The 23709-nt window shown below is 41.0% G+C and carries 19 protein-coding genes; 11 read left to right on the top strand and 8 right to left on the bottom strand.

The features are described 5' to 3' along the window. Positions 1-7 precede the first annotated feature (7 nt). Positions 8-976, top strand: a complete 969-nt coding sequence (locus tag EZ456_RS00895) for a hypothetical protein (protein ID WP_131526466.1) — start codon at positions 8-10, stop codon at positions 974-976. A gap of 151 nt (positions 977-1127) precedes the next feature. On the opposite strand, the gene EZ456_RS00890 is transcribed toward EZ456_RS00895, so the two are convergent. The 6 genes from EZ456_RS00890 to EZ456_RS00865 form a co-directional block, all read right to left on the bottom strand. Continuing rightward, a complete protein-coding gene (locus EZ456_RS00890; protein WP_131526465.1) occupies positions 1128-1679 on the bottom strand; it encodes a hypothetical protein in 552 nt (183 codons plus the stop codon). Positions 1680-2233: 554 nt separating this feature from the next. Continuing rightward, positions 2234-4954: a hypothetical protein gene (locus EZ456_RS00885; protein WP_131526464.1), complete on the bottom strand. Its 2721-nt coding sequence runs from the start codon at positions 4952-4954 to the stop codon at positions 2234-2236. 1 nt (position 4955) lies between these two features. Next, positions 4956-7331: a hypothetical protein gene (locus EZ456_RS00880; protein WP_131526463.1), complete on the bottom strand. Its 2376-nt coding sequence runs from the start codon at positions 7329-7331 to the stop codon at positions 4956-4958. A 3-nt stretch (positions 7332-7334) separates the two neighbouring features. Continuing rightward, positions 7335-8039 (bottom strand): hypothetical protein, encoded by a 705-nt coding sequence (locus tag EZ456_RS00875; protein ID WP_131526462.1) that lies wholly within the window; start codon positions 8037-8039, stop codon positions 7335-7337. After that, the gene (locus tag EZ456_RS00870) at positions 8036-9187 is read right to left on the bottom strand and encodes an AAA family ATPase (protein ID WP_131526460.1); all 1152 of its coding nucleotides are present in this window, start codon (positions 9185-9187) and stop codon (positions 8036-8038) included. Before EZ456_RS00870 ends, EZ456_RS00875 begins: the two co-directional genes overlap by 4 nt. Next, entirely contained in the window at positions 9184-9816 is a 633-nt protein-coding gene (locus tag EZ456_RS00865; protein ID WP_131526458.1) for a hypothetical protein, read from the bottom strand. Before EZ456_RS00865 ends, EZ456_RS00870 begins: the two co-directional genes overlap by 4 nt. A 374-nt stretch (positions 9817-10190) precedes the next feature. Here EZ456_RS00865 and EZ456_RS00860 point away from each other — a divergent pair, with 374 nt between their 5' ends. After that, positions 10191-13178 carry a lantibiotic dehydratase gene (locus tag EZ456_RS00860; protein WP_131526456.1) on the top strand — a complete coding sequence of 996 codons (2988 nt, stop codon included), beginning with the start codon at positions 10191-10193 and terminating at the stop codon, positions 13176-13178. On the opposite strand, the gene EZ456_RS00855 is transcribed toward EZ456_RS00860, so the two are convergent. Then, positions 13179-13916: a LytR/AlgR family response regulator transcription factor gene (locus EZ456_RS00855; RefSeq protein WP_131526454.1), complete on the bottom strand. Its 738-nt coding sequence runs from the start codon at positions 13914-13916 to the stop codon at positions 13179-13181. It lies immediately after the preceding gene. Continuing rightward, positions 13913-14959, bottom strand: coding sequence for a sensor histidine kinase (locus EZ456_RS00850; RefSeq protein ID WP_131526452.1), 1047 nt, complete (start codon positions 14957-14959; stop codon positions 13913-13915). Before EZ456_RS00850 ends, EZ456_RS00855 begins: the two co-directional genes overlap by 4 nt. Positions 14960-15109: 150 nt before the next feature. Between EZ456_RS00850 and EZ456_RS24995 the strand changes: the two genes are divergently transcribed. The 9 genes from EZ456_RS24995 (at position 15110) to EZ456_RS00810 (ending at position 23703) form a co-directional block, all read left to right on the top strand. Further along, the gene (locus EZ456_RS24995; protein WP_165501200.1) at positions 15110-15265 is read left to right on the top strand and encodes a hypothetical protein; all 156 of its coding nucleotides are present in this window, start codon (positions 15110-15112) and stop codon (positions 15263-15265) included. Positions 15266-15267: 2 nt separating this feature from the next. After that, on the top strand, positions 15268-15486 hold the full coding sequence (locus tag EZ456_RS00845) for a hypothetical protein (RefSeq protein WP_131526449.1): 219 nt from the start codon (positions 15268-15270) through the stop codon (positions 15484-15486). A 207-nt stretch (positions 15487-15693) separates the two neighbouring features. Then, on the top strand, positions 15694-15924 hold the full coding sequence (locus EZ456_RS00840) for a class I lanthipeptide (protein ID WP_131526447.1): 231 nt from the start codon (positions 15694-15696) through the stop codon (positions 15922-15924). Positions 15925-16058: 134 nt separating this feature from the next. Then, positions 16059-16289 (top strand): class I lanthipeptide, encoded by a 231-nt coding sequence (locus tag EZ456_RS00835; RefSeq protein ID WP_131526445.1) that lies wholly within the window; start codon positions 16059-16061, stop codon positions 16287-16289. A 37-nt stretch (positions 16290-16326) separates the two neighbouring features. Next, positions 16327-16560 carry a class I lanthipeptide gene (locus EZ456_RS00830; RefSeq protein ID WP_131526443.1) on the top strand — a complete coding sequence of 78 codons (234 nt, stop codon included), beginning with the start codon at positions 16327-16329 and terminating at the stop codon, positions 16558-16560. 29 nt (positions 16561-16589) lie between these two features. Continuing rightward, complete coding sequence (locus tag EZ456_RS00825) at positions 16590-16820, top strand: class I lanthipeptide (protein WP_131526441.1); 231 nt, start codon at positions 16590-16592, stop codon at positions 16818-16820. Positions 16821-16908: 88 nt separating this feature from the next. Then, complete coding sequence (locus tag EZ456_RS00820) at positions 16909-19341, top strand: outer membrane beta-barrel family protein (RefSeq protein ID WP_165501199.1); 2433 nt, start codon at positions 16909-16911, stop codon at positions 19339-19341. Between the two features lie 10 nt (positions 19342-19351). After that, positions 19352-22459: a lantibiotic dehydratase gene (locus EZ456_RS00815; protein WP_131526438.1), complete on the top strand. Its 3108-nt coding sequence runs from the start codon at positions 19352-19354 to the stop codon at positions 22457-22459. Continuing rightward, positions 22456-23703 (top strand): lanthionine synthetase LanC family protein, encoded by a 1248-nt coding sequence (locus tag EZ456_RS00810; protein ID WP_131526437.1) that lies wholly within the window; start codon positions 22456-22458, stop codon positions 23701-23703. Before EZ456_RS00815 ends, EZ456_RS00810 begins: the two co-directional genes overlap by 4 nt. Positions 23704-23709 lie beyond the last annotated feature (6 nt).

The raw sequence follows: 23709 nt of genomic DNA, 5'->3' as shown, positions 1-23709 counted from the left end.
TAAAGAGATGTTTGAGGAGTATAAAAAAAACCTATTAAAATTCTACCGGATAAAGAAAATTAACCGCAATCTTCCTGATAATTTAGCCCCTCTCGGACGAGAAAGGTTAAGAACCGCCTGCATTGATATGTTTCAAAAAAATAATGCACAAAATGATAAAGATCTGATGCGATCTGTATTTGGCCCTGCGGATACAGATGAGGATCAAATGAGAAATATTGAAAAGTTTGACTTAGATAGGTTTAGACCTTTAATAAGTTTTTTAACGAAAGAAGGAAGAAATATTAGAGATGATAAACTTGTTAAGCTTTTTGCCTGGTTAATAGATTTTCCTCCAAATGAAGAATGGCAGGAACTTAGCGATCAAGAAAAAGAACGTGTCTTTGAGGATGCAGCTAAGAAAAAGAAAATAACTAAAAAAACTGGTGGAGATAAAACGATAGGCCCTAAGACCAGTCAATCTACAACTAGACTATTTCCCAATACCTATATTGTCATTTCATGTATTCTTTTACTCTCTATCGGCAGCATTTCTTTTATTGTCTGGGAAAATTGGTCTACAGCAGTTAGGATGCCTAAAGCAGGGGAGAAACACATGTATTGGAATGGCGACCATTATGAACCAATAAAAGAAGGCGAACAAAAGGCTGGTGTGACCATCATACCTTTAGATATTAAAACGTTACAACAACAAAGAAAAATTACTATACCCGATACACTTACGAAATACTCCTTAGGCAAAGTATGGTATAAAGGTTATGGAAGCAACCATGAGTATTTTACCTTGAATGGTGTATACCCTACAGATACTGCCAGAACGTTAAAGCCTCTTTCAAACATGATTTTAGCTAGGCATACTTCTAATTACAGGTATATACTTACACGTTTAGTATGGTTTTTATATGCCGCTATTTTTGTAAGCCTTTGCGGTTATGGGGTAAGTAGGATGAAGAGAAAAGTTAGCGTGCTGGAGTAAAAGACTGATGATCATATTGCCGATTTTTCTAAAGGCGAATTAGCCCAGCAATAAGTTTAACTTATTATTGCCCTATAAAGTGTATTTGGCGTCTATTAGAGGTTTAACCCAAATGTATTACACCTGAGTTAAACCATTCCTTGTTTTATTTTTATTTGCCCCAGTTTACCTGGATATTGTTTTGATGGGCGTAGGCCTTGCCTTTTTCCATTAGCGCATTAAAATTTTGTTCAAAACGGGCGCCATATTTCTGGTCGATGCTGTTAATAATTTCATCTTTGGCGCTTTGGCTGCCCTTGCTATCGCACAGTTTGGCATAAGCCAGGTATTCGTTTTTATATACGGGGATTACCAGTTCGTATAATTGCTGCGAAAGGGCTTTAATTTCTTTTTCTTTATCGCCAGAAGCAGAGAGTTTTTTCACCTTTTCGAGCGATTGCTCGAGGTATAAAATTTTATTATTGAGGTTGGTGGTGGCTTCGTTGCCTTTCTTTTTACTGGATGGGATATCGGGATATTCTTTGGTTTCATCGTTTAGATGGCGGGCCAGATCGGCGCTGGCAAAATCGTTAATCATATTGGTGTTGAGAATGGCAATATCGAAGAAACGTTCTGGTGTTTCGGAACAGGCTGAGAGGAAAAGACTAAGCAAGATTAAAATAGCGGTTAATGGTTTTGGGGATAGGGCTTGTAATTTGTTCATGATCTAAATGGGGTGTCTTTATAAAATTTAAGCTTGGGGAGGAGCAAAGATTGAGCCGAGTTTTTGAGTCGGGAGTCGGGAGTTCAAAGTCGTGAGTCGATTAATGCATACGCGCGTGGTGGTCATGCAGAGGGTCATTGAAAGGTATTTGATGATGGAGGATGTAAGATGGATGATGGGGTTTTAGTAGTTAGTCGATTAACGCGTCATTTCAAACGTTCATTATCCTGAGTGTAGTTAAGGGATATTCTATTGAACCATATAAAACATAGAACGATCATATAAGCTCAAGGGTTTTATATTTTCTTACATTTCTGATATGGTATGGGCAGTAAATGAATGAACCAGTCTGTTTAGTACAAAGATCTCTCCACTAGGGTCGAGATGACGATCGTTCTATATGGAACTTTCATGTAATGCGCAACGCAGCTCTATGACCTTTGTGCCCTGCTCTCTGCGACCTTTGTGCCTTCACTTTGTGCCCTTTGTGGTTAAAAAGAACGCGGATGATTGAAACAGCCAAGGCATTTGGCCTAAAATTACGCCCTTTTCCATTATTCTTCTTTATCGATAATGTGTACCGAAATGCGGTTATCGGCCTCTAGTAAACCAAAATGATGCCGTTTAGGAACATTAAAAATGCGGACAATATCATGATCTGTGATCACCTCGAATAATAACTGGGCTTTTTTGCCGCTGATATCGTATACCTGTGCTTTTACGTTATTGGCTACAACAAGGTGATTGTCGGGAAGTATCTGTATACAATGCGCGCTTAAGTCTGCCGCGAAAATCGGGATACTGATAGGCATTTCTTTTAGCGTAGGGCTAACAACCAGGCAGCCATCGTTTGTTAATACTGCTATTTTTAGTGCAGTATGCACACTGCTTACCGAAAAGTTGATAACGGGCGATTCGACAAATAACATTTCGAGCATTCCGGTATCAGCTGTACGCAGCAACATATCACTTCCGGTGAAGTAGAGGTGATCTTTGCGCCAGTACATCTTGTTTTTGTTTGAAAAAATCTGATAGGCATCAATCGACGATTTATCCCAGGTACAAATAACAGAAGTTAGGGGCTCCCCTAATACCGTATAGCTGTTTAACCGAATGTCTTCGCCATGTGTTAAAAGAACAGATATTTTTTTTTGATCTGTCGGCTCAATGGCTCCAATCTTGTTCGGCCCCAGCCAACTTACTTGATGAAGATCTATTTCCCTTTCGAAATCGTGGGTTTCCGGCAATTTGCGGTATTGATTTGGAACAGCATCTCCACTGATTAAAATGCGGCTTGATATGCCTGAGTCGGCTGTTAAAGTATAATGTTCGCCAATATCGGCTTTAAATAGGTATAAATAATCCATACAATCTTCCCACTTCATGCGGAGCAACTGCATGGTTTCATTTTTGATACCAATGCCGATCAACTGATCGTGGAAACTACAGAAATCAACCCACTTTATTTCACGGTCCAGTTGAATATAATAACCTGCCTGCTGCTGTTTAATCTCTTTATAATGGTTAATCGCATAACGGTTTATATCCTGCACAATCATTGGATCCTGGCTGATAAACCGATCCATCATTTTTAAAGCACTAAAATCGCCAGCTGCAGTTTGCCGGCTTACAATTTCGTAACAAATGTTTAGAGCTGTTTCCTTAAGGCTTTCATCTTCATTGTGTTCGGCAATATCGGCAAGTACCCTTAAAAAACCAGTATCTTTGCCCCTGCTTAGTTGCTCGGTGTAAAAAATGCCGACCGTTTTATTTAAAGACATTCCGTTTTGTACGGTAATTTCGAAATAACGTTTTAAACATTGTTCTGCCTGATTGTTGTTGTGCCAGCCGCTAAGTAACATTTCTTCACCTCTTTTTAGATCGCCAATTTTAAGTTCGATCATACTTGCAGCCTTTAAGTAATCTCTGGCGCCCAAGGCCTGCTGCACTACATCTTCAAAATATTTTAACGCCTGTTGCTGTTGCCCCATTTGCCTATATAGATCGCCAACTTTCTCGTAGTTGGCCAAGTCTACATATAAATCTATGGCTTCGTTTAAAAGTCCACCTTTTTCTAGACAATCGGCAGCCAGATTTTTATTATTCAGGTGGTCTTTATAAATTGCCGCAGCTTCGCGATAATGTTTGCCTTCATGTAAGGTTCTTGCTGCCCTGCCAAGATCGCCCAGGAGGTGGGCATAAACATAGGCTGCCTTTTTAAAATCGCCAGCTAGTATGGCCTGTGTAGCCGTTTTTTCATAACGTTGCTGAAGTTCCCACCTGTAGCTGCCTAAATCCCAAACATCGGCAGCTATTCCGTTGCCAAAGTTCTTAAAATTCAGGTTCAGGCTTCTCCTGCTCAATTTGCCCGATGGTGCCGCAGTGCCGCGGTTTAAGTACGCACTATTTAACGGGATGGCATACTGTAAAGCGGCATCTTTATCTTTATCAAATAGCTTTACCAATCTATTGAGTTCGCTATCTCGCTGTTTTTCGATGGAGGCCATTTTTTGATTGATCCAGGTATCTAATTGTTGTAGAAAGCTGGGGGCTTGTGCATTTGCTATGGAAGCCGCCTGTTTAGGAAATAGAAAGGCAATGATTTGGAGCAGAAATTTACCGATAAAAGCAAAGCCTAACAATACCCAAAGCCCGAAGGTGCTTAAAGGTTTTAAAATGCTGCTCCACTTATTGTTAGGCTGTTTATCTTCTTCTGTTTTAGGGATATCGGATAACGGCTGTGTATTAATCAACGCTTTTAAATCATCAATGGCATCGGTAGGCATCAATGGTTCGATCATCACCGAATGGAGTTGAGGCAGATTAGGTGCCAAAGGTAAATTATGGAGCCAGCTGTTTTCTACTGTTTCTGGTGTTTCAATCAGGTCTGCCAATGCGTAGCTATCCTGTTGTTCGAAGCCTACGAGGCCTATATTGGGATGAAAAAACTGCGTATCCCAAAGTTTTGAGGCGCTTAATTCGGTATGGAGCAGTTCGGGAAAAAGTTTGGCATGTAAAGGAATGAAAAAGCCCTCGGTTACCCGGGCATAAGGATATCTGATCTGATCGCTTTTCGGAATAGCGGCTCCAAAAACCACAAACAACCCTACACAGTTGTTCTGTGCCTTACTTTCGGGCACGAGATAGGCCCTGATGGATAAAAAATCTACAGACCAGTTGGCCATTTCTGCAAACCAATTGGCTGGGCTGCCTGGTAAATAAGCGCCCCAGATGGGAAGGGAAGATTTTGCCTGATAGCGGAGTTGAAGTTCCATATTATTTTAGTCCATCTATAAAAGCCTGGATATATTTTTCATAAAATGCGCTGGGTTTTAATTTCCCGGCACTGGCACTCCCTGTAAAATAGGTTGATCCACTAACCTGTCCATCGGCGCTCCAACAGGCCGTGGGCTGATTAACGATCATGATGATGCCAATTTCTGGAATATGCGGATTACTGCTTTTTAGGTGTAATATCCCTCTCGAGTCCATAGTGGCTGTGCTTCCATTTTTCCAGGTAAATTTGGTAAACCTGATAAAGGGCAAATGATCTACCTTTAAAATGTATTGCGAGGGAGAAGCTAACCAGTTAACCGTGGACTTTTGATTATCTTTCCAATAAAATTTATCATTAACCAGTAGAAATTCTTTCTTATCAGAAAAAATTATTCCGGCGGTATTTACATGGATGTTTTTAACAGAATTAATAGTGCTATAGCCATTATTGAGGTGCCTTTTTAACTGGCTTTGAAAAACCCGCGAAACGCTCTCTTGGCGCGAGATCAGCTCATTAATGCTGTTGTTGGAAGTGATAACTGCTCCGTTACGCGGATCGATAATGCTTAGCTGTGTTTTACTTTTGAAATAAAAATAGGGCCTGATAAACTGAAGATCGGTTGCTGCTTTGTGCGGAATGGTTATTTCTGTTACGCTATGTGAAAGTGTCTTGGCGTCGATCCTATATATTTCTATTGCTTTATTGTTTTCGGGAATGAGCATGATAAAAATGGTATTTTCCATCTCACCGAAACAATATTGGCCACGTGTTAACTGCACGGCCAGTTCTTTTGCGCCCAGGTTTTTATCAGGCCAAAAAAGCAGGCGCGAATCGATTGAAATGCCAATTGCCGTGCTGTTTGCTAACATGCACACATTACCGAAGTTCAGCCTGATTTTTGAAGTGGGGTAATAAAGTGGAAATTCAGGTTCGTACAGTACCGCGGGCAGATCGGCCTGGTTAATTTGTTTAATCTTTTTCTGATGGGTGTGGGCAACAAGATCGGATAAATCGATATGCGCCTCTCTGATCAGTTTTGATTGATTTTTGCTGAACCGGATCATCTGTAGGTGTCCACTAGCAGATATGGTGATGAGATAATTTAACTGATCTCTGATTTTTAAAAAATAGGGCGCAGGAGCAGCATCTTTTAAAAAATGGGCAGAGGTGATTAATATATACCTGCCATTTTTTTCGGCATGCGTTGCGAAAGCCTTAACCAGCGTTTCGCCACAGTGCAGGGCAGGATCCATCTTTTCGAGTAGGGTTTCAGTATCTTTTTTGGTTTCGAGTTCTGCTATGCTGAGGTGCTTCCCGCCCAACGACCATACTTTTAACTGTTGGTTTTTTTCTTTGCTTTCTCTAAAAGCCAGGGCGGCTGCAACAGCGAATATCCGTGCCGATCCCCACATTTTCAGTGTAGAATCGATAATGATACCCAATTGCTGCACCTGATGGTTAGGTGCTGTTTCGCGTTTTAGAAAAAGCGCTTCATTATTGGCTAACCGGGCGGAGAGCAAGAGGTCGTCTTGCGCGAGTTCGCTCAGCAACAGCTTATCGTAGGTGCCTTTGTTGGCGATATCAGAAATCCCGCCCAAACTTTGTTCATTATTGCTGTTCAGGTACATCGGGATACTTAAAGCAGCCATAATCTTTCTGGCCAGCTGGCTAACCGTATTCGTTTTTTTATCGTTTTCCAGTTCGGCCAAAAGGTCTTTTCCAACAGGTTCAGGCTGAGGAATATTAATGGGAATGGGTAGCGCTGTAAGTCCGGTACGCTGTTTAAGCACTAAGCTTTCTACATCTTTGAAAACGGAGAGGGCGGCCGCCAATGGTGCGAGATCCTGTACAACGTTTATCTGTTTAAGTATTGCCTGTTCGCCAAAAATATCTTCGTCCATTTCGCCACTGTTAAATTCCTTCAATAGGGGCAATAGACCCATGTGGTATCCTTTAACGCTTAGTGCATCAAAAATAGACTGGAGTAGTAACACCCTGTTCATTTCGGAGCGGTACTGGTAGGGCAATTGGTTAACGATGCATAAAAACTGGTAAGCCTGTATTTTTAGTTCGTGGTCTGGATCGTCAATGGTGCTACTGGCATCCATGAGGCTGTAGCTAATATCCAACAAAGTTTGTTTGGCATTATAGCCGGTTTCCCAATCGTCTTTACAGGCACATAAAATCAAAAGAATAGTGCCTAAAGAAAGCGAGGTGGTGTTAGGAAGTTCTTTTAAAATATTGGATAGGTCTTTGCGGTAGCAGATGGTTTTTTGGTTGGCAAATTCGATGACCTGCCCATGCTCCGCCCACCTCCAAAAATAATTTTGATAGGCCTTAAAATAATCGACGGTATTTTGTGAGGAGTAAGCCATATGTTAAAATGAAACCTGCCTGACAACTGCCCGATCAGCGGGTTTAAAAAGATCAATCGCGATGCTGTTTTGCTTGCCGTTTTTGTTAAAAAGGATATATGATGGTGTAATTGGTTTAAGCTTTTGGTTAAGCAGGCTGGCTAAAAATGGCGGATCGAAGTTATATCCGGCCGAAACAAGCAGACTTCCATTTAGCCAAAAACTTTTACCAGGTATTGGAGGCAGCGGATCGCCAATAATAAACACTTCTTGTGCTGTTGATACGACAAACTTTAGGTGCTGCAAACGGATCTGTGGCGCTCCGTCTACATACTTTTTCCATGCCATAAAATTGGTTTGCAGGGCATATGCGGGCTGCGGGTTTTGGTTGCGCACTAAGTTTACAGGCATTAGCGGCGTTTGCTGCGCCGGAATTGCCGATACAGGCATTTCTAGCGGCATAAATTCAGGCAGTGTTTTCCACTCCATGGCATTGAGTAGGGCAACTGGGGTTAATTTTCCATCTGGGAAAAGACGATTTTGCCCGTTGAGTTTATAGCTCGCTAAAATAGGGAGAGAATCGATCAATACCTGGTTGTGTTTATTATCCAAAGGTCCCTTCAGCCAGATCAGCTCATCCCGCCTGCAGGCACTCCAGCCCTCAACCGCCCTGATATGACCAATCTGATCTTGGTATTTAACTTCTACAACCAGTACCCTTATGTTCATGCGGTTTGCATAATCTGTTTCCAAAGCTGATCAATCGGTTCCTGTACATATTTGCGTTGTGCTTCGTTTCCGATCCATTCGCAGCGGTTGTTCAGGTGTACCAATCGGTCTTTAATTAATGATCTTTCGGCCATTGCAATTTCGGGCAATGCCCATTGCTCGGTTAAATGCTGTACCTCTTTATAAATTTCTTCTGCATCGGGTTTGGCGTTTTCTTTCGCCCTGGGATGCTGGTTATCAGAAATATCGGTCGTGATGATCACATTAACAATATTGGCGATAATTTCGCGCTGTTCTTCTGTATCCCAAATGTGCTTTAATATCCAAAGATCAGAGGGCACGGCTTTATTTCGTTTGCAAATCAATGCGCTTGCGGCAATCATCCGTTGCAGTTTTACGGCCCGGCGATCGGAAACCTGTAATCCGGCATTTCGCATTTTATGGATCAATTCAATATAGGCGGGCCTAACTTCCTGAAGGTCTACCTTCGCGGTAAGTTCTTGTAAACTGGCAATTTCGGCTACCGAGATAGCAGGTTTATCATTTCCTTCCTGTTGTTCGAGTACCCAGCCTGCGTTTAATACGGCATTGAGCTCCTGTGGGTCAACATTGTCTGATTTTACACGGATGAGGAAGCGGTCGAAAAGGGCTTGCAGGGCTTCGTCTTCGGGCAGGTGGTTACTGGCGCCAATTACCATCAGCGCGGGTAGCTTACGCGTTTCTCTTCCACGTCTAAAAATCCGCTCGTTGAGCACCATTAACAAACTATTTAATATGGCACTGTTCGCATTTAAAAGTTCGTCTAAAAAAATGAGCGATGCTTCCGGAAGCATGCCATCGGTGTTGGTTACCAGATCTCCTTCTCTGAGCTTGCGGATATCAAAAGGGCCGAAAAGTTCGTTTGGCTCTGTAAAACGGGTAAGCAGATACTCGAAGGTCTGTCCATCTATCAATTTGGATAGTTCGCGTACGGTTGCACTTTTTGCGGTTCCTGGAGGGCCTAAAATGAAAAGATTTTCTCTACCTACGAGGCAAATGCCCATGAGGTCGATGATTTCATCTTTACCAACAAAAACCTTTTTTAAATGCTGTAATACCTGCTTCAGCTTATCAATGGTTAAATGTGTGGCTAATTGGATTTCGTTCATATCGTTTCTTTGTTAAGGACCAGGTTTAAACCAGGCCATAGTTTTGTCTGGTATGCGCCTAATGCTTCTTTCATTAATTTTAATTCATGTTCGCCATTGATCCTGTTAATGTCCTTTTTCAACATAATCCGATCGATGTAAGCCACTCTGAGTGAAGGGTGATCAAGTATTTTGTCTCCTACAGTTACGTTTATGCCAGCTATCCCTATGCTTGAAAAGGGCCAAAGCCGGGCTGTTGTTTTTAACTTGTAAATTAAAGGGTCTTCTGGCGATAAGCCACTTGCAAACCTGAAAATGTCGGGCAGGAAACGCAACATCAAATCTGCTGAATATACAGCTTCGGACGTATAAGCGCCTTTGTAGTCAGTTAGTAATTGATTTAATTTTTCTTCGCCGATATCTCTGAGCAAAACCAATTGTAAAGTGCTGAAAATATATTTCGCAGCCCATAGCGCTGCTTCGGGATCAAAATTCGGGGCATTGTGAGGCATGGTTAACGCGTCTGCCTGGTAATACGCTTCCAGTAATACAATAGCTTGATCTGAGGTGGCAGCATCAAAATCTACAATTTGATTGGGCACTGTTACCTGTCCGGTTTGGATAAGATCGATTAAAAAAAGGTCAAGCATCACCTCCGAGTATTGTGTTAATTTAGAAAGCAAGATATAAAATTGCCAAGACAATTTGTGCCTTTGCTAAGGAAATATGGGATTTTTAGTCCTAAGTCGGGAGCCTGAAGTCATGATTCAACTAATGTGTCATTCTCCGCGCATCATTACCCTGTGTGTAGTCGAAGGGTATTTTAGGATGTAGGATCACCGATATAGTGCAATTACACACTCTGCTCTATTTGCTTTTTCTTCTCCTGCCTTTGTGGTTAAAAAATGTAAAAAGAATGATGGAATGGATTTTTTCTTTCGTTATATTAGTGGTTGATTGTGAGTACAATAACAATCTGAGCTAAACAGTAATTCCATTCTAAATCTATTTATTACGCCATCTCGTGAAATACTCATTTTACCAACATTTAATTGTTAGGTCTGCGGCTTTGCCCGTACATAGCAATTTGCAAATGGAAGCGCTGTTGCAAATGTGGCAACAGCCTTTTATACGCGAAAGCATTTATTTGGCCAGCAGGTCGCTCTTTAACGATCTTGATAAACTATTTAGCAATACCGGCGAAATAAACGATTTAAAAAAAGACGGATTAATAAAAAGTTTTTATAAATACCTGGCGAGGATGAGTAACCGTTCTACCCCTTTTGGCTTGTTTGCAGGCTGCGGTGCACTGCAATGGGGCGATGGGCAAAGTTTGGTGCTGGGCAACAGTTTTAAAAGAAGTATTACGTTAGATGCCGCTGTTAATGGGCAGCTGGCCAGCCTGGGCGAAGTAAATCATCCACAGGCTACCTACAGGCTTAACAACACCATTTACCTACAGGGCAGGCAATACAAATTTATTACTTACGAGGTAGTTAATGGTGAACGCGAGTATGGAATTGTAGGTTTGGCACACAACGAAGTTATCGCCTACCTGGTAAGTACACTACAAAAAGAGGCAAAAACGCGGACAGCAATTGTACAGCTTCTTGGCGATTTTGATGCTGATGAAGCTGCTGCTTTTATTGATCAGCTGATTCGGGTTCAGTTTTTAACCTATACCGGCAAACCTGGCATCGACGTTCAATTTCCTGATTATTTACCGCAGCCCTGGCCAACAGATATGCAAGAAGCACTACAGTCTATCGCATCGGCTTTAGCCAAAATGGGTGAGGTAGATGGCGCAAGCATCGCGGTAATAGATGATTACCATCAGGCAGAAGAAAACCTTAAAATGTTGATGGGCGATATCCCGAACAGTTGTTTCCACGTTACGCGGGTAAACACTTTAGCGGCAGCAAGCCTTCAGAGCAGTTTGCAGGCTAAACTGTTACGGGGAATAAAGCTGTTGAACAATTTAAGTGATTTTGAACCCCATAAAAGGCTTAAGCAGTTTAAAGCGCAGTTTCTGCAACGTTACCAGGGTCGTAGTATACCCTTGTTAGAAGCTTTCGATCCGGATAGTGGTATAGAATACGGACATTGGCACAATAAAGAGACCTTACTTACTGAAGGTTTAAATGCCAATTTAAACAAACAGGTAGAGCAGGCACCCTATACCGAAACCAGCCTAAAACTGTTAAAGGTGTTAACCCTGGCCAATGTATGTGGCGATTATACCTTCACCCTGCCCGAAGATTTTGTGCAGGAGAAACCGCTAACAGGTCTGCCTCATAATATGGCGGCAGTTTTTCAGCTTTTTGATGAAGAACGGGTTTACCTCGAGCTGGTTCCGGGTACAGGTAGTTTAGGCCTTTTGGCAAGGTTTGCCGATGCCAGTGCAGAAATTAAACAGTTGGCCACGGCCATGGCTGCTGAAGAAATGCTGGCCAACCCCGATATCATTTATGCCGAAATTATCCACCTGCCTGAAGAACGCTCAGCCAACGTAATGTCGCACCCACAGTTTTGGTCGCACGAGTTGCAGTATGTTGACCATGCCAGTGGCACGCAGGTAATTAACCTTGCCGAAATTGAGGTAAGCTTACAAAATGGCATGTTTAAACTGTTTTCGAAAACGAAACAGCAGGAGATTGTTCCGAAACTGAGCAGTGCCTATAATTATAACCGCTCGCAGCACCCCATATATACTTTCTTGTGCGATATACAGCACCAAACAGGGCCAAACGGACTAACTTTTAGCTGGGGCAGGCTGGCAAAAGATTTTGTGTTTTTCCCAAGGGTAGATACTGCTTTTGGCCTTATTTTACATCGTGCCACCTGGAAATTTACTTTGGCAAACCTGCGCGGTATTACCCAAAAACAAAGTAGCGATAAGCTGCGACTGGCGGCTTTTGAACAGTTTAGGCAGGAATGGAAAATACCGGATAAGTTTTTTGTGGTAAATGGGGATAACGAACTGTTAATAGATACTGATATTGCCTTATCGATCGATATTTTTTTAAAAGAGGCCTCGAAAACCATGAGTGAGCTGATACTGAAAGAATGTTTGCATAGCGATATGGAGCCTGCACTACAGGATGAAGCTGGAAACCGGTATGCACACCAGTTTGTTGCACCACTTTTTGCCCTTGGCGAAGCCAAAAAGACAAGTTACCAACCTGATGAAAGTACGGTAACGCGGCACTTTTTTCCGGGTAGCGAATGGCTTTACGTTAAAATATTTTTGAACGAAAATACAGCGCAGCAAGTGCTGATTACGCTTTTTAAACTGCTTGATAACAATGAGGGTACTTTCGGTTATAAAAAATGGTTTTTTATCCGCTATTACGAACATGGCCATCACATACGCCTGCGGATATTGCTGCACAGTGCAGCCGATTTTCAGCAGGCTTATTTTTTGGTTAAGCATACACTCGATCCTTTTATCGTTCACCAACAGATCAGCAATATCCAGTTAGATACCTACGAACGTGAGCTGGAGCGTTATGGCGCCGGGCAGATAGAGGTGGCAGAAAGCCTGTTTGATATCGACAGCAGGTTTTGCGCTTATATTTTTAAGCTTTTCGAAAATAACGATTACACAGAGCAGGGCTGGCTAATTATTTTCTGGGTAATGAAAGATTATTTGATACTTAAAAGCACTGATGCTGCTGTGCAGTTAAAATTTGCTGAAGCGCAGTTAGCGCTTTTTTTAAAGGAAATGGACAGCAAGGTGGTTAAAATTCAGATCGACCAACTGTTTAGAAAGTACAGCACGATCTTACCTATTTTGGCGAACGATTATGAGGCCTTGCTTAATGATAGGCGCGTGGCGGTAGATACGCTGCTTAAAGCGCAGCAGGTAGATTGGAACGATAGTTTTTTGGCTGGCTTAATCCACATGCTGTTAAACCGGTATTTTGTTAGCCAGCAACGGCTGCACGAATGCCTGCTGTATGGCTTAATGGTTAAACACCTAAAATCTGGTTTGGCCAGGGTAGCCAAATAACTATTTGTACAGCGTTTTGTTCAGCATGTAGAAGAAACTATCGCGATAGGTTACACCGATAGGCACTTTTTCGGCTATGTTTTCGAATAAGATCAGGTTTCCATCAATGGATTTGATTTTTTTTATGGCAATAATATACGATTTGTGGGTTCTGATAAACTCGCCTTCGGGCAAACCATCAGAAAGCGATTTCATGCTCACCAACGATACGTGTCGCTGCGTATCTGTAAATACCGAACAGTAATTTTTAAGGCCTTCTATGTAGAGAATATCTTCGAAATTTATCCTTACAATTTTACCGCGGTCGGTTTTTAAATAAAAGGCATCAGCCTTTGCTGTATTTTGTTTGGTATCCTGATCCTTTTTTAAGGAGTGCAGCATTAATTTATCCAATACCTTTTGCGTAGCACTCAAAAAACGGTCAAACGAATAAGGTTTAAGCAGGTAATCTAATACATTGTTTTCGAAACCGGCAACGGCAAACTCACTGTATGCCGATGTAATAATCACCTCAATACCAGAAGGCAGCATCTTGATCAGATCAATACCTGATAACTCGGGCATATTGATATCCAAAAAGAGCAGATCGATGTTGTTGCTTCTTATTTCTACCAAAGCCTCTATCGGATTGGTAAACACACCTACCAAACTGAGGAACGGAACCTTATTTACATAATCTTTTAAAATGTTGTGCGCGTAGGGTTCATCATCAATAATGATACAGTTAAGTTGTTTCATGGCGTTTTTAGGGGAAAGTTTAATTTACATTCGTAGGTTTCTTCCGTTTCAGAAATGGTAAGCAGATGATTGTTGGGATATAACTCGTTTAGCCTTTGTTTTACATATTCGATTCCTATTTTATTAGAGTGTACTTTTTTATTGTTGTTTTTATAGTTAAAAGAATAAAAATGAAGGTTATGATCTATTACTTCGATATTTAAAATTGCTGCCTTTGCCGGATCTTTTATTACACCATGTTTAAAAATATTCTCTACCAATGTAATGAGAATGAGCGAAATTACCTTTTTATTACCAGTGTTGGTCTCGAGCTTGTACTGCATGGAAAGCGATTCGTTTCTTTCATCATGTATCCTGATAAAATCATGGATATAATTCAGTTCACTTTCTAAGGTACTATAACCATCTTCGCTGCCGGTTAAGGCGTGGCGCATCACATTAGATAGCATTAATATCGATTTAGCCACATCAGGTAGGGCTTTGTATGTTTTGGCATGTAGAAAACCTAGTGTGTTGAATACAAAGTGAGGATTGATCTGCGATTTAACCAGGTTAAGTTCGGCCTGGATGGCATTATTTTTTAAGCGTTCCTGCTCCTGCAGCATGCTCATTTTTTCCAAGTTGTATTCATAAGCCTCCTTGTCTCTCTTTGCAACCACCTGCGCAAAACTAAAGCCAATCCCGATCAGGTAAAAATACAGTGAACGCATCAGTAAAGCCGTAATCTGATACCGGGTTAAGTAAAGCGCAAGATCTTTATGGTAGCCTACGGTTTCTATTAAAATCTTAAAGGCCGATGAAATGGATAGGATTAAGAGGGTGCTTACAGCAAGACCAATTACCATAAATAGCAGCGACCTGCTGCGCTGTTTGATAAAAGTAAAACTTAACCAGGCAGCATAAAACACACTGGCATTGATGATAAAAGATAGCAGGGTATATACCGGGCGGAGGTCTAGCCCGGCAAAATAACTGATCAGGATTTCGTACAGGATATATGCCACCCATAATATGATGTGCATACCGATATTTTTTCTACTCATTTAAATTTAGGTGTATCTGCCTCCGAAATGGAATATTCACTTGTCCTTTTATAGCTACTCATTCGTCATCCAAAACCGCTCATTGGTACAAATTATTTTGTAAGTTTTTTAACAAACATCACATTTATATCAACAACAAACCATAAAGCTATGAAAAATCAAGTTAAAGTTTCTTTACCACAAATCGAAGTTAAACAAATTCAGATTCTTAATCGCAGTATGTCTGCAAAAACAATGGTTTTTAATCAACGTGGCAACGATTTTCCAACAGAAACAGTTGTAACATCAACACTAACAGGTATTTAATTATGAAAATAACATTATTAAAGAAACTAGGACTTGGTAGCACTGCAACAGAGCTATCGGATGAGCTAAGTGATATGATCGGCGGCGGCCAATCAGAAGATGATATCCGTTTCAACCTGAACCTTCCTTTTGAAGGGCAGATGTCGGGTTATGCTTTAATGCATGTTGCCCAACGAAACCAGTACCATAAACGTGTAAGTCAGGAAGACAGTTTGTTATAAATCTCTATTTAAAGCCAATATTGGCGTGATTAGAAAAATACACTGCTGTATAAATAGATACATTAAGCCTAAAAGCAAATTTTACCTATGAAAAGCGCTCGAAAAGGCTCTAATTAAGGTGACTTAGGGGGTGGTCATCTACCATCCTCTAAGCCTTTTATCTTCCCCCTTGGCGGTTTATTATTCATCCCATTTAAACCAATCATCATGAAAAAACAACTCAAAATGAAACTTTCCTTAGCCAAAGAAACCATTGCCAGATTAAATGAAGAGCAGATGGAACTCGTATCAGGTGGCCAGGGCCTAACAGCCGAATCGACCACCATAATCGTTGAACTTGATGTAGCCGGAGATGTAGGCCCCAGCTGTGGACCACGTACTGTTCAGATTTCAAAAACATGCCCGGCAACCAGTTCATGCTTATGTGTATGTGAATAATCAATTCAACTCATATCGACATGAAAAAACAATTCAAAACTAAACTTTCTCTGAATAAGGAAACCTGCCCTGTTGCAGGCACTGTAAACTGCCCTTGTGGATAAACTATTTTAATCATTATAACAACAAAACCTATGAAAAAACAATTCAAAACCAAACTTAAGCTAGACAAGGAAACCGTGGCCAAGCTTAATGAAGAGCAAATGGAACTGGTAGCTGGTGGCCAGGCCGCAGCAGACGGTTCTACTATTGTAATCGGCCTTAGCCTTGAAGAAGCTGCTGGCGAAGGCGGTAGCTGTGGGCAGCAATCTATTATTGCTTCAAAAACCTGTCCGGCAACCAGTACATGTAAATGTAGTTGCTAACAATTAAATCAATTTATATACAAAAACCATTAAAAACATGAAAAAACAATTCAAAACCAAACTTTCACTGAACAAAGAAACAGTAGCAAAGCTTAACGAAGAGCAAATGGAATTAGTAGCTGGTGGCCAGGCCGCAGCAGAAGGTTCAACTATTGTAATCGGCCTTAGCCTTGAAGCATCAGCAGCTGATGGCGATAGCTGTGGTAAACAATCTATTATCGCTTCAAGAACCTGTCCGGCAACAAGCACCTGCGAGTGTAGCTGTAAATAATCAATCACTAACCATATAAAAACTATCACATGAAAAAGCAATTCAAAACCAAACTATCTCTTAACAAAGAAACTGTTGCAAAGTTAAATGAAGAACAAATGGAACTGGTAGCTGGCGGTCAGGCTGCTGAAGGCTCTACTATTGTAATCGATATTCCAATTCTTTCTGCTGCAGAGGCTGAAGGAGACAGTTGTGGCAAACAATCTATTATTGCTTCAAGAACCTGTCCGGCAACAAGTACATGTAAATGTAGTTGCTAAACAATCCGCATTGCCGGTAAATACGCCGGCAATGCTTTTTAACCGTAACAGTCCTTTTTTTGGGGTTTGCTACACAATACCAAAAGCTATGAAAACATACCTGATATTAATATTCGTTTTTTTAACTACTGCCAGTGTTGCTGCTTCTACCCAGGCTGTAGGCAACAACATAGATAGCTTAAGCCTAAAATTTACTGGTAAAGTAATCGATTCTGCTAGTAAAGAACCACTTATCTACGCGCAGGTTGCCATAAGCAATGGCAGTGGGCAAAAATTGGTTATGCAGGTGCTTACCGATACCTTGGGGCAGTTCGAACTAAGCATAAAGGAAGGAACTTACCAGGTTAAGGTATTTTATATGGGTAATGAAAATCAGGTTTTTAATTTGGTTATACCCGCTCATTCTGATCATGTATTGAATCAGGTTTTTAGTGTAAAAGTTAAAACAGCATTGCTAAATGAGGTTTCGGTTTACGCTAAACGTAAAATTATAGAAAACACGGCAGAAAAGATTGTGTACCATGTGGATCGCGATCCGATGGCTAAAAACAAATCGCTTAGCGAAGTAATCAAAAAAGTTCCGTTGGTTACGGTCGATTTTAAGGGTGTTCCATCTTTAAAAGGAAGTGAAAAAGTACAGGTACAGGTTAATGGCCGCTCGGTTACCGATTATGCCATCCCTGTAGATCAGGCACTTAAAATGATCCCAACGGCTAATGTAGAAAGCATAGAAGTGATTACCAATCCGGGCGCAGCCAGCGATGGCGAGAGTTTGGCAGGTATCATTAACATTATAACAAAAAACAAACTCGCTTTAGGGGGCAACCTTACCGTGGGTGTAGAATCTACAATAGGAAAGAGCTATACCACTAAGCCAACTTTAAATTTTACCTATGGCGTGGGCAAGCTTAACTTTTCGCTTAACGGCAGTTATACCAATTTTAAAACACTTGGGTTTAGCAACCAGCTTTACGCCAGAAACAATTTTTTACAAACGCAGAGTGGCAACTTAGGTTACGAAGGAAACCCCGTTTATATAAACAGCGGACTGTTTTATGAAATTAACAAAAGCCAATCATTAAATGCAGGCTTAACCGTTTCTAACTCGCCATATACCTTTAACCAAGGTTTACAGACGAGTATTAACGATCAGGGTGTTTCTAATGTGTTTAACCGCTTTTCTGATAACTCGGTAAAATCGCAAAGTTTATCGGCCAATTTAGATTACAAGGTTAAACTGAACAAACCAGGTAAAGAATTTACCGTTGGTGCACTTTTCACAGCGGGCAAACAGGATAATTTAAACAATAGCATCAACAATTATGTATCTGGAGCGGCCACGCCCGTTTTACAGGAATTAAGCAGCAACAACAGTACGGTCCGTACGATTATTCTACAATCAGACTATAAGCTGCCAGTAGGTAAACATAAACTACAGGCTGGTATTAAAGTTACGAACAGGCACTTTGATTCACAGTATCAAAATGCAATCAGCAACCAATCGGTAATGGCTACAGCTAGCAATGATGAGTATGCCTACGATCAGGGTATTTATGCCGCTTTTGGACAGTTTCAGGTGATTTTGCCAAAAAAATGGACAATGATTGGTGGGCTGCGTTATGAAAGGACACAGAACGATGCCAAATTTATATCAACCAATAGCAGCGTTAACCAAGGCTTTAATAGTTTTTTGCCAACCTATGTAATAGGTAAGAACCTTAAAAAAGGAATGATTAGCCTAACGTATAGTTACAAAATTTCCAGACCGGGAATCTCTTTTCTTAATCCCTTCCAAAATTTTGTAAATGCCAATACAGTAGCCCAGGGTAACCCCGATCTTTTGCCCGAACATAAAAATGGATTGAGCCTGGCTTTTTCTCATAATGCAGGCAAGGCCTATTTATATGTTGATGCGAGCGCTGACTTTTGGTCTGACTATATTTTGCGGGTTAACCAGTTTGTAAATAACGTTAACCAGATTTCGTACAAAAACATTGGTTCGTACAGGCAGTTTGGTACATCTGCCAATTTAAACCTTACGGTTACAAAATCGTTGAGCTTAACCGTGGGCGGCACATTAAATCTGATTTCGACCAACGATGCGGCATTTAATGCAACCTATAATGAGAAATTAAACTTTAATGCCAGCTTTATCGGCACCTACAATTTTAAAGGTGGCTATAACCTGCAGGCAGAATACTACCTGTATTCGAACAATTATTTTTTCCAGAGCAGAACAGCATTGCCCAATACTTCTTCAATCGGGGTAAATAAATCGCTTATGAAAGATCGGGTAAACCTGAGTGTTGGGGTAATTAATCCGCTAAACAATAAGATTGAGTACGATATGCTGAATGTAAACGGCGGCTTAACCAACCAGAACATTCAAACCGTTTATGGCAGGGGCCTAACCTTTGGCTTTAGTTATCAGTTTGGTAACAATAAGGTAAATAAAAAGAGCAGAACCAATATTAAAGATAACGATACCAAAGAAGGAAGTACTAACCCAATTGGTTTTTAAACAGGATACTATGAAAAGGGACACACTTAACGAGCAATATGGTTTTTTACCAGATTTAATGCTCCGATTTCCGTCTTACCACAACGAAGGGCAAATGAGCAAAGAATTGATCTATCAGTTTATGGAAGATGATTTTTTTATGGAGGCGCTGTGGATTGCTTCAAAAGACCTTTATGAGGCTGTGCGTAGGATTGATTCGATTACCGACCCTAAAAAGCTCGAAAAAATAGAAGTGGCCTTATCTAAATACATCAACAGAACCAAAACCAGGGCTACTCCTTTTGGCCTTTTTGCAGGCTGTGCGCCCATAAGTTGGGGAGAAAATACGGCATTAGCCCTTGGAGCTACTGTTAAACATACCCGTTTGGATATGGGGCTGTTGTGTACCATTTTTCGCTATGTATTGAAAAACGAGCACATTAAAAAATCTTTAAAGTACAGCGTTAACAAAACCCTGTACGATATGGATGGAAATTACAGAATGGTTGACTATAAAACCCTGGGCTATCGGAAATATACAGTATCATCAGTAAGTGGTTCAGGGTATCTGGAAGAAATTATTGATTTCTGTACCACCGCACAATCTTATGCTGCTATTGCGGCATTTATTGCCAGTTCTTTTGAAGTGGATACCGCAGAAGCTGTTGCCTTTTTGGATGAGCTGATTGATGGACAGATACTATTAAGCGAACTCGAACCAAGGGTGAGCGGTCCCGATTTTCTGGATCAGATAATTAGTAGTTTAGAAAGTGTTTTATCTGCAGATGGCACCAATAATGACGCCCATACATACTTATCTGCTTTTAGGGCGGTTAAGGTGATTTTGTTGAGTGAAGGAAACACCATCGATAAAAAAGAAGAAATTACTGAGATATTACAGTCGCTGAATATTGAATTTAATGGCGATAGCATGTTCCAGATCGACCTTTATAAAGATGGCACCGCGCAAACACTTAGCAACACTTATGCAGATAGGCTTATGGAGGCCGTTCAGTTTTTAAACCAGGTTACACCAAAGCATAACAACAAAGAGCTGCAATCTTTTAAAAATCGCTTTGCTGAGCGTTATGATGAGCAGGAAATACCTTTATTGCAGGCGCTCGATCCAGAATCGGGGATTGGCTATGCGGCAAATACACATCTGGCAGGCGAGGCTCCACTGGTGCACAGAATGGTTTTTTCATCCGGTACAGCCAGCGAAATTAGAGAAACACAATACACCGACGTTAGCAAATGGCTTATTGGCCATTTAACAAGCAATACCGCAGGCGGCGAAATTAACCTGGATCAGCACGATCTGAGCCAGCTTCATATTAATCCTTCAGAACTGCCACCAAGTTTCTCCATCATTTTCAGGTTAAACGGCGGGGTTGAAGATCAGGTTTACCTTGAGCATTGCGGATGGCCCACTGCTGCCTGTATGATTGGCAGATTTGGTCATGGAGATCAGAAATTTGAGCAGATGCTCCAAGATATAAATGGAGTTGAAAACGCATATTATGAAGATGCTGTGGTAGCAGAAGTGGCCCACCTGCCCGAAGACCGTTACGGCAACATTGCTTCGCGGCCTAAATTTAGAGATTACCAGATCCCGATACTGGCGGGCAGCGTTACCGATGAAAGTGAAATTAGCCTGAGCGATTTAATGGTTTCGGTACGTAACGGCCAGCTTTACCTAAGGAGCAAACGTTTAAACAAGGCGGTAATACCCAGGCTCAGCAATGCCCATAATTACGGCATGAATGCCCTGCCGGTATATCATTTTTTAGGTGATCTACAGGGTACCGACCATAAATACTGGCTGGGATTAAACTTGGAGGTTTTACCGAAGATGGGTGTTTTTAAAATTCCAAGAATAAAATATAAAGGGGTAATCCTATCGCTGGCTTCATGGTACCTGCAGGCAGATGATATAAAAGAAATTCTGGATATCAACGCCGCTGACCACGAAAAACGCTTGCAACAGTTTTTTAAAAAATGGGAACTCCCTCCCGCATTTATTTATGCCGATGAAGACAATGAACTTTTGGTACATCAGGAAAACCGGATAGAAATATTGGCCTGGCTATCGGCCTGTAAAAAACGCAGTCAGATTGTACTTAAAGAATATTTACCGGTTAGCAATTCAATTTTAAAAGACAAAGATTCAAAAGCGGTAAACAACCAGTTTGTAGCGCTATTAGCAAGAAAAGACGATAAAAAAAGACAAGTGCCAGTGTTTAACCCAAACCATAAAAATGAACCCATAGTAAAAAGGCAGTACTTTCCCGGAGAGGAATGGCTTTATGCAAAAATTTACTGTGGAGTAAAAACAGCAGATCAGCTGATTGGAAATGAACTTTTGGAGCTGACCAAGAAACTGGTAGGTGCCGGTTTGATCGATCAGTGGTTTTTTATCAGGTATGCAGATCCCGAACCGCATTTGCGCTTTAGGGTGCACGTAAAGGCCATGGATGGACTGGGTACGGTAATGCGCGAAATTAATAAGGCTTTTGAAGCACTTTCTGAAACAGGTTTGGTTTGGAAAATCCAGTTTGATACCTACGAACGCGAAATAGAGCGCTATAGTGCCGCAGGTATTACACTAAGTGAGCAATTGTTTTATCACGATAGTTTAGCTGTGGCCAGTTTCTTATCGCGCAGGGAAATGGTAGAAAACTTTGAGCAGCTGCGCTGGTTATGGGGCATTAAGGCTATCGATAGCCTTTTAAATGATTTCGAACTGTCCCTCGCAGAAAAAATGAAGGTAATGGAGCGTCTATCAGCGTCCTTTCACCAGGAATTTAATTCTGATGCTTTATTGATTAAACAGTTATCTCACAAATACAGGTTTAGCAAAGCACTTATAGAGACGCATTTAGATGCTGGAAATGATTTTTCGGGTTCAGATCTGCTCCAGTATAGAAGTTATGAAATTATCCCACTAGCACAAGCCTTAAAAAAGAAAATAGCACAGGGGCTGATCAATCAGGACTTAAACGGATTTTTAACCAGTTACATCCACATGAGTATGAACCGTTTATTTAAAACCAAACAGCGTGTACACGAACTCGTAGTTTATGATTTTTTATTAATGTACTATAAATCAACCTTTCACCGTCAAAAAATAAAAATATGAGCACTATCCAAACAGAAAAAGTGATAAATACACGGTTTAAAGTGGTATTGGCGCAAATTAAACATTTGCTTCACGATCAGGAAAATCAAGCTGAATTTGTACAGAACGGCAACCTGTTTAATGGTTACGCAGGTATTGTATATTATTATTTCAGCTTGTTAAAGGCTTTTCCTGATGGGGAAAGTGAGGCTTATATAGCTTTAGAAAAACTTATCGAATCTTACAACGCACAAGATAATACAGCGAGCAAATACATGACTTTTTGTAGCGGCTTATCAGGATTTTATTTCCTAATACAAAAATTGGTAGATCAGGGATATCTTGATGAAATGTTTTTGGAAGAGGTACTGCCCATTAACGAGCTTATCTTTAAGGATACGCTAAAATTACTCGCTGAAGAAAACACTGATTTTTTACATGGGGCCAGTGGCCAGATGTTATACCTGTTGAGCAGTAAGGCAGATCCGAACAGGGCAAAATACTTAGGTCTACTTATAGATGAACTACTTAAATTGGCCGTAATAGACGAAAAGGGGCTGCGCTTCCCTAACAGTACTGTAAAGCTGTTTCAAAATACCGACAATACCAATATGAGCCTATCGCATGGAAATACAGGTATATTACTGGTGTTATTAAACATTTATGATGCGGGTATTGAGCAAGAAAAGCTTGGTGCTGCCATAAAGCAGGGGCTTAATTATTTTATCAGCTATTATCAGCCCAGAAAAGAGGGGGTTCCATTATCGGCCTTTCCCTTATTGGTTGATGAAAAACAAACCACACAGGAACTGATTAACGGTGATTTCTATGCAGATAATTACAGCTGGTGTTATGGAGATCTGGCTGCGGTATGGTTGTTATATCAAAGCAGCGTATCTTTTAAACAAAGTACCTATGCAGATATGGCAGATGAAATTGGCAAAGTTATGGCTGCGCAGCTGATGTTGTTACCAGCATCGGGCATAAAAATCAATTCTCATTTCTGCCACGGCACCTCGGGTGTAGCGCTATTTCTAAATCGGCTTTATCATTTTACGAGGCTTAAAATTTATCAGCAGGCAGCAGCCGTATGGTTGGAAAGTACGCTCGATCATTTGGAAAAAGATTTGAATAACCCTGATTTTATGAACAGGCCAACTTCGCTCGGTTTGCTCGAAGGGGTTAGTGGGGCAATGTTTGCGCTGGCAGCAGCCGAACATGATGATATCGCTGTAAACTGGACCGATATGTTTCTTTTATCTTAAATATTA

The organism is Pedobacter psychrodurus, from assembly GCF_004331735.1.
GTDB lineage: Bacteria > Bacteroidota > Bacteroidia > Sphingobacteriales > Sphingobacteriaceae > Pedobacter > Pedobacter psychrodurus.
The sequence above is the reverse complement of the archived record's forward strand: the minus strand, read 5'-3'. Positions and strand labels throughout refer to the sequence as shown.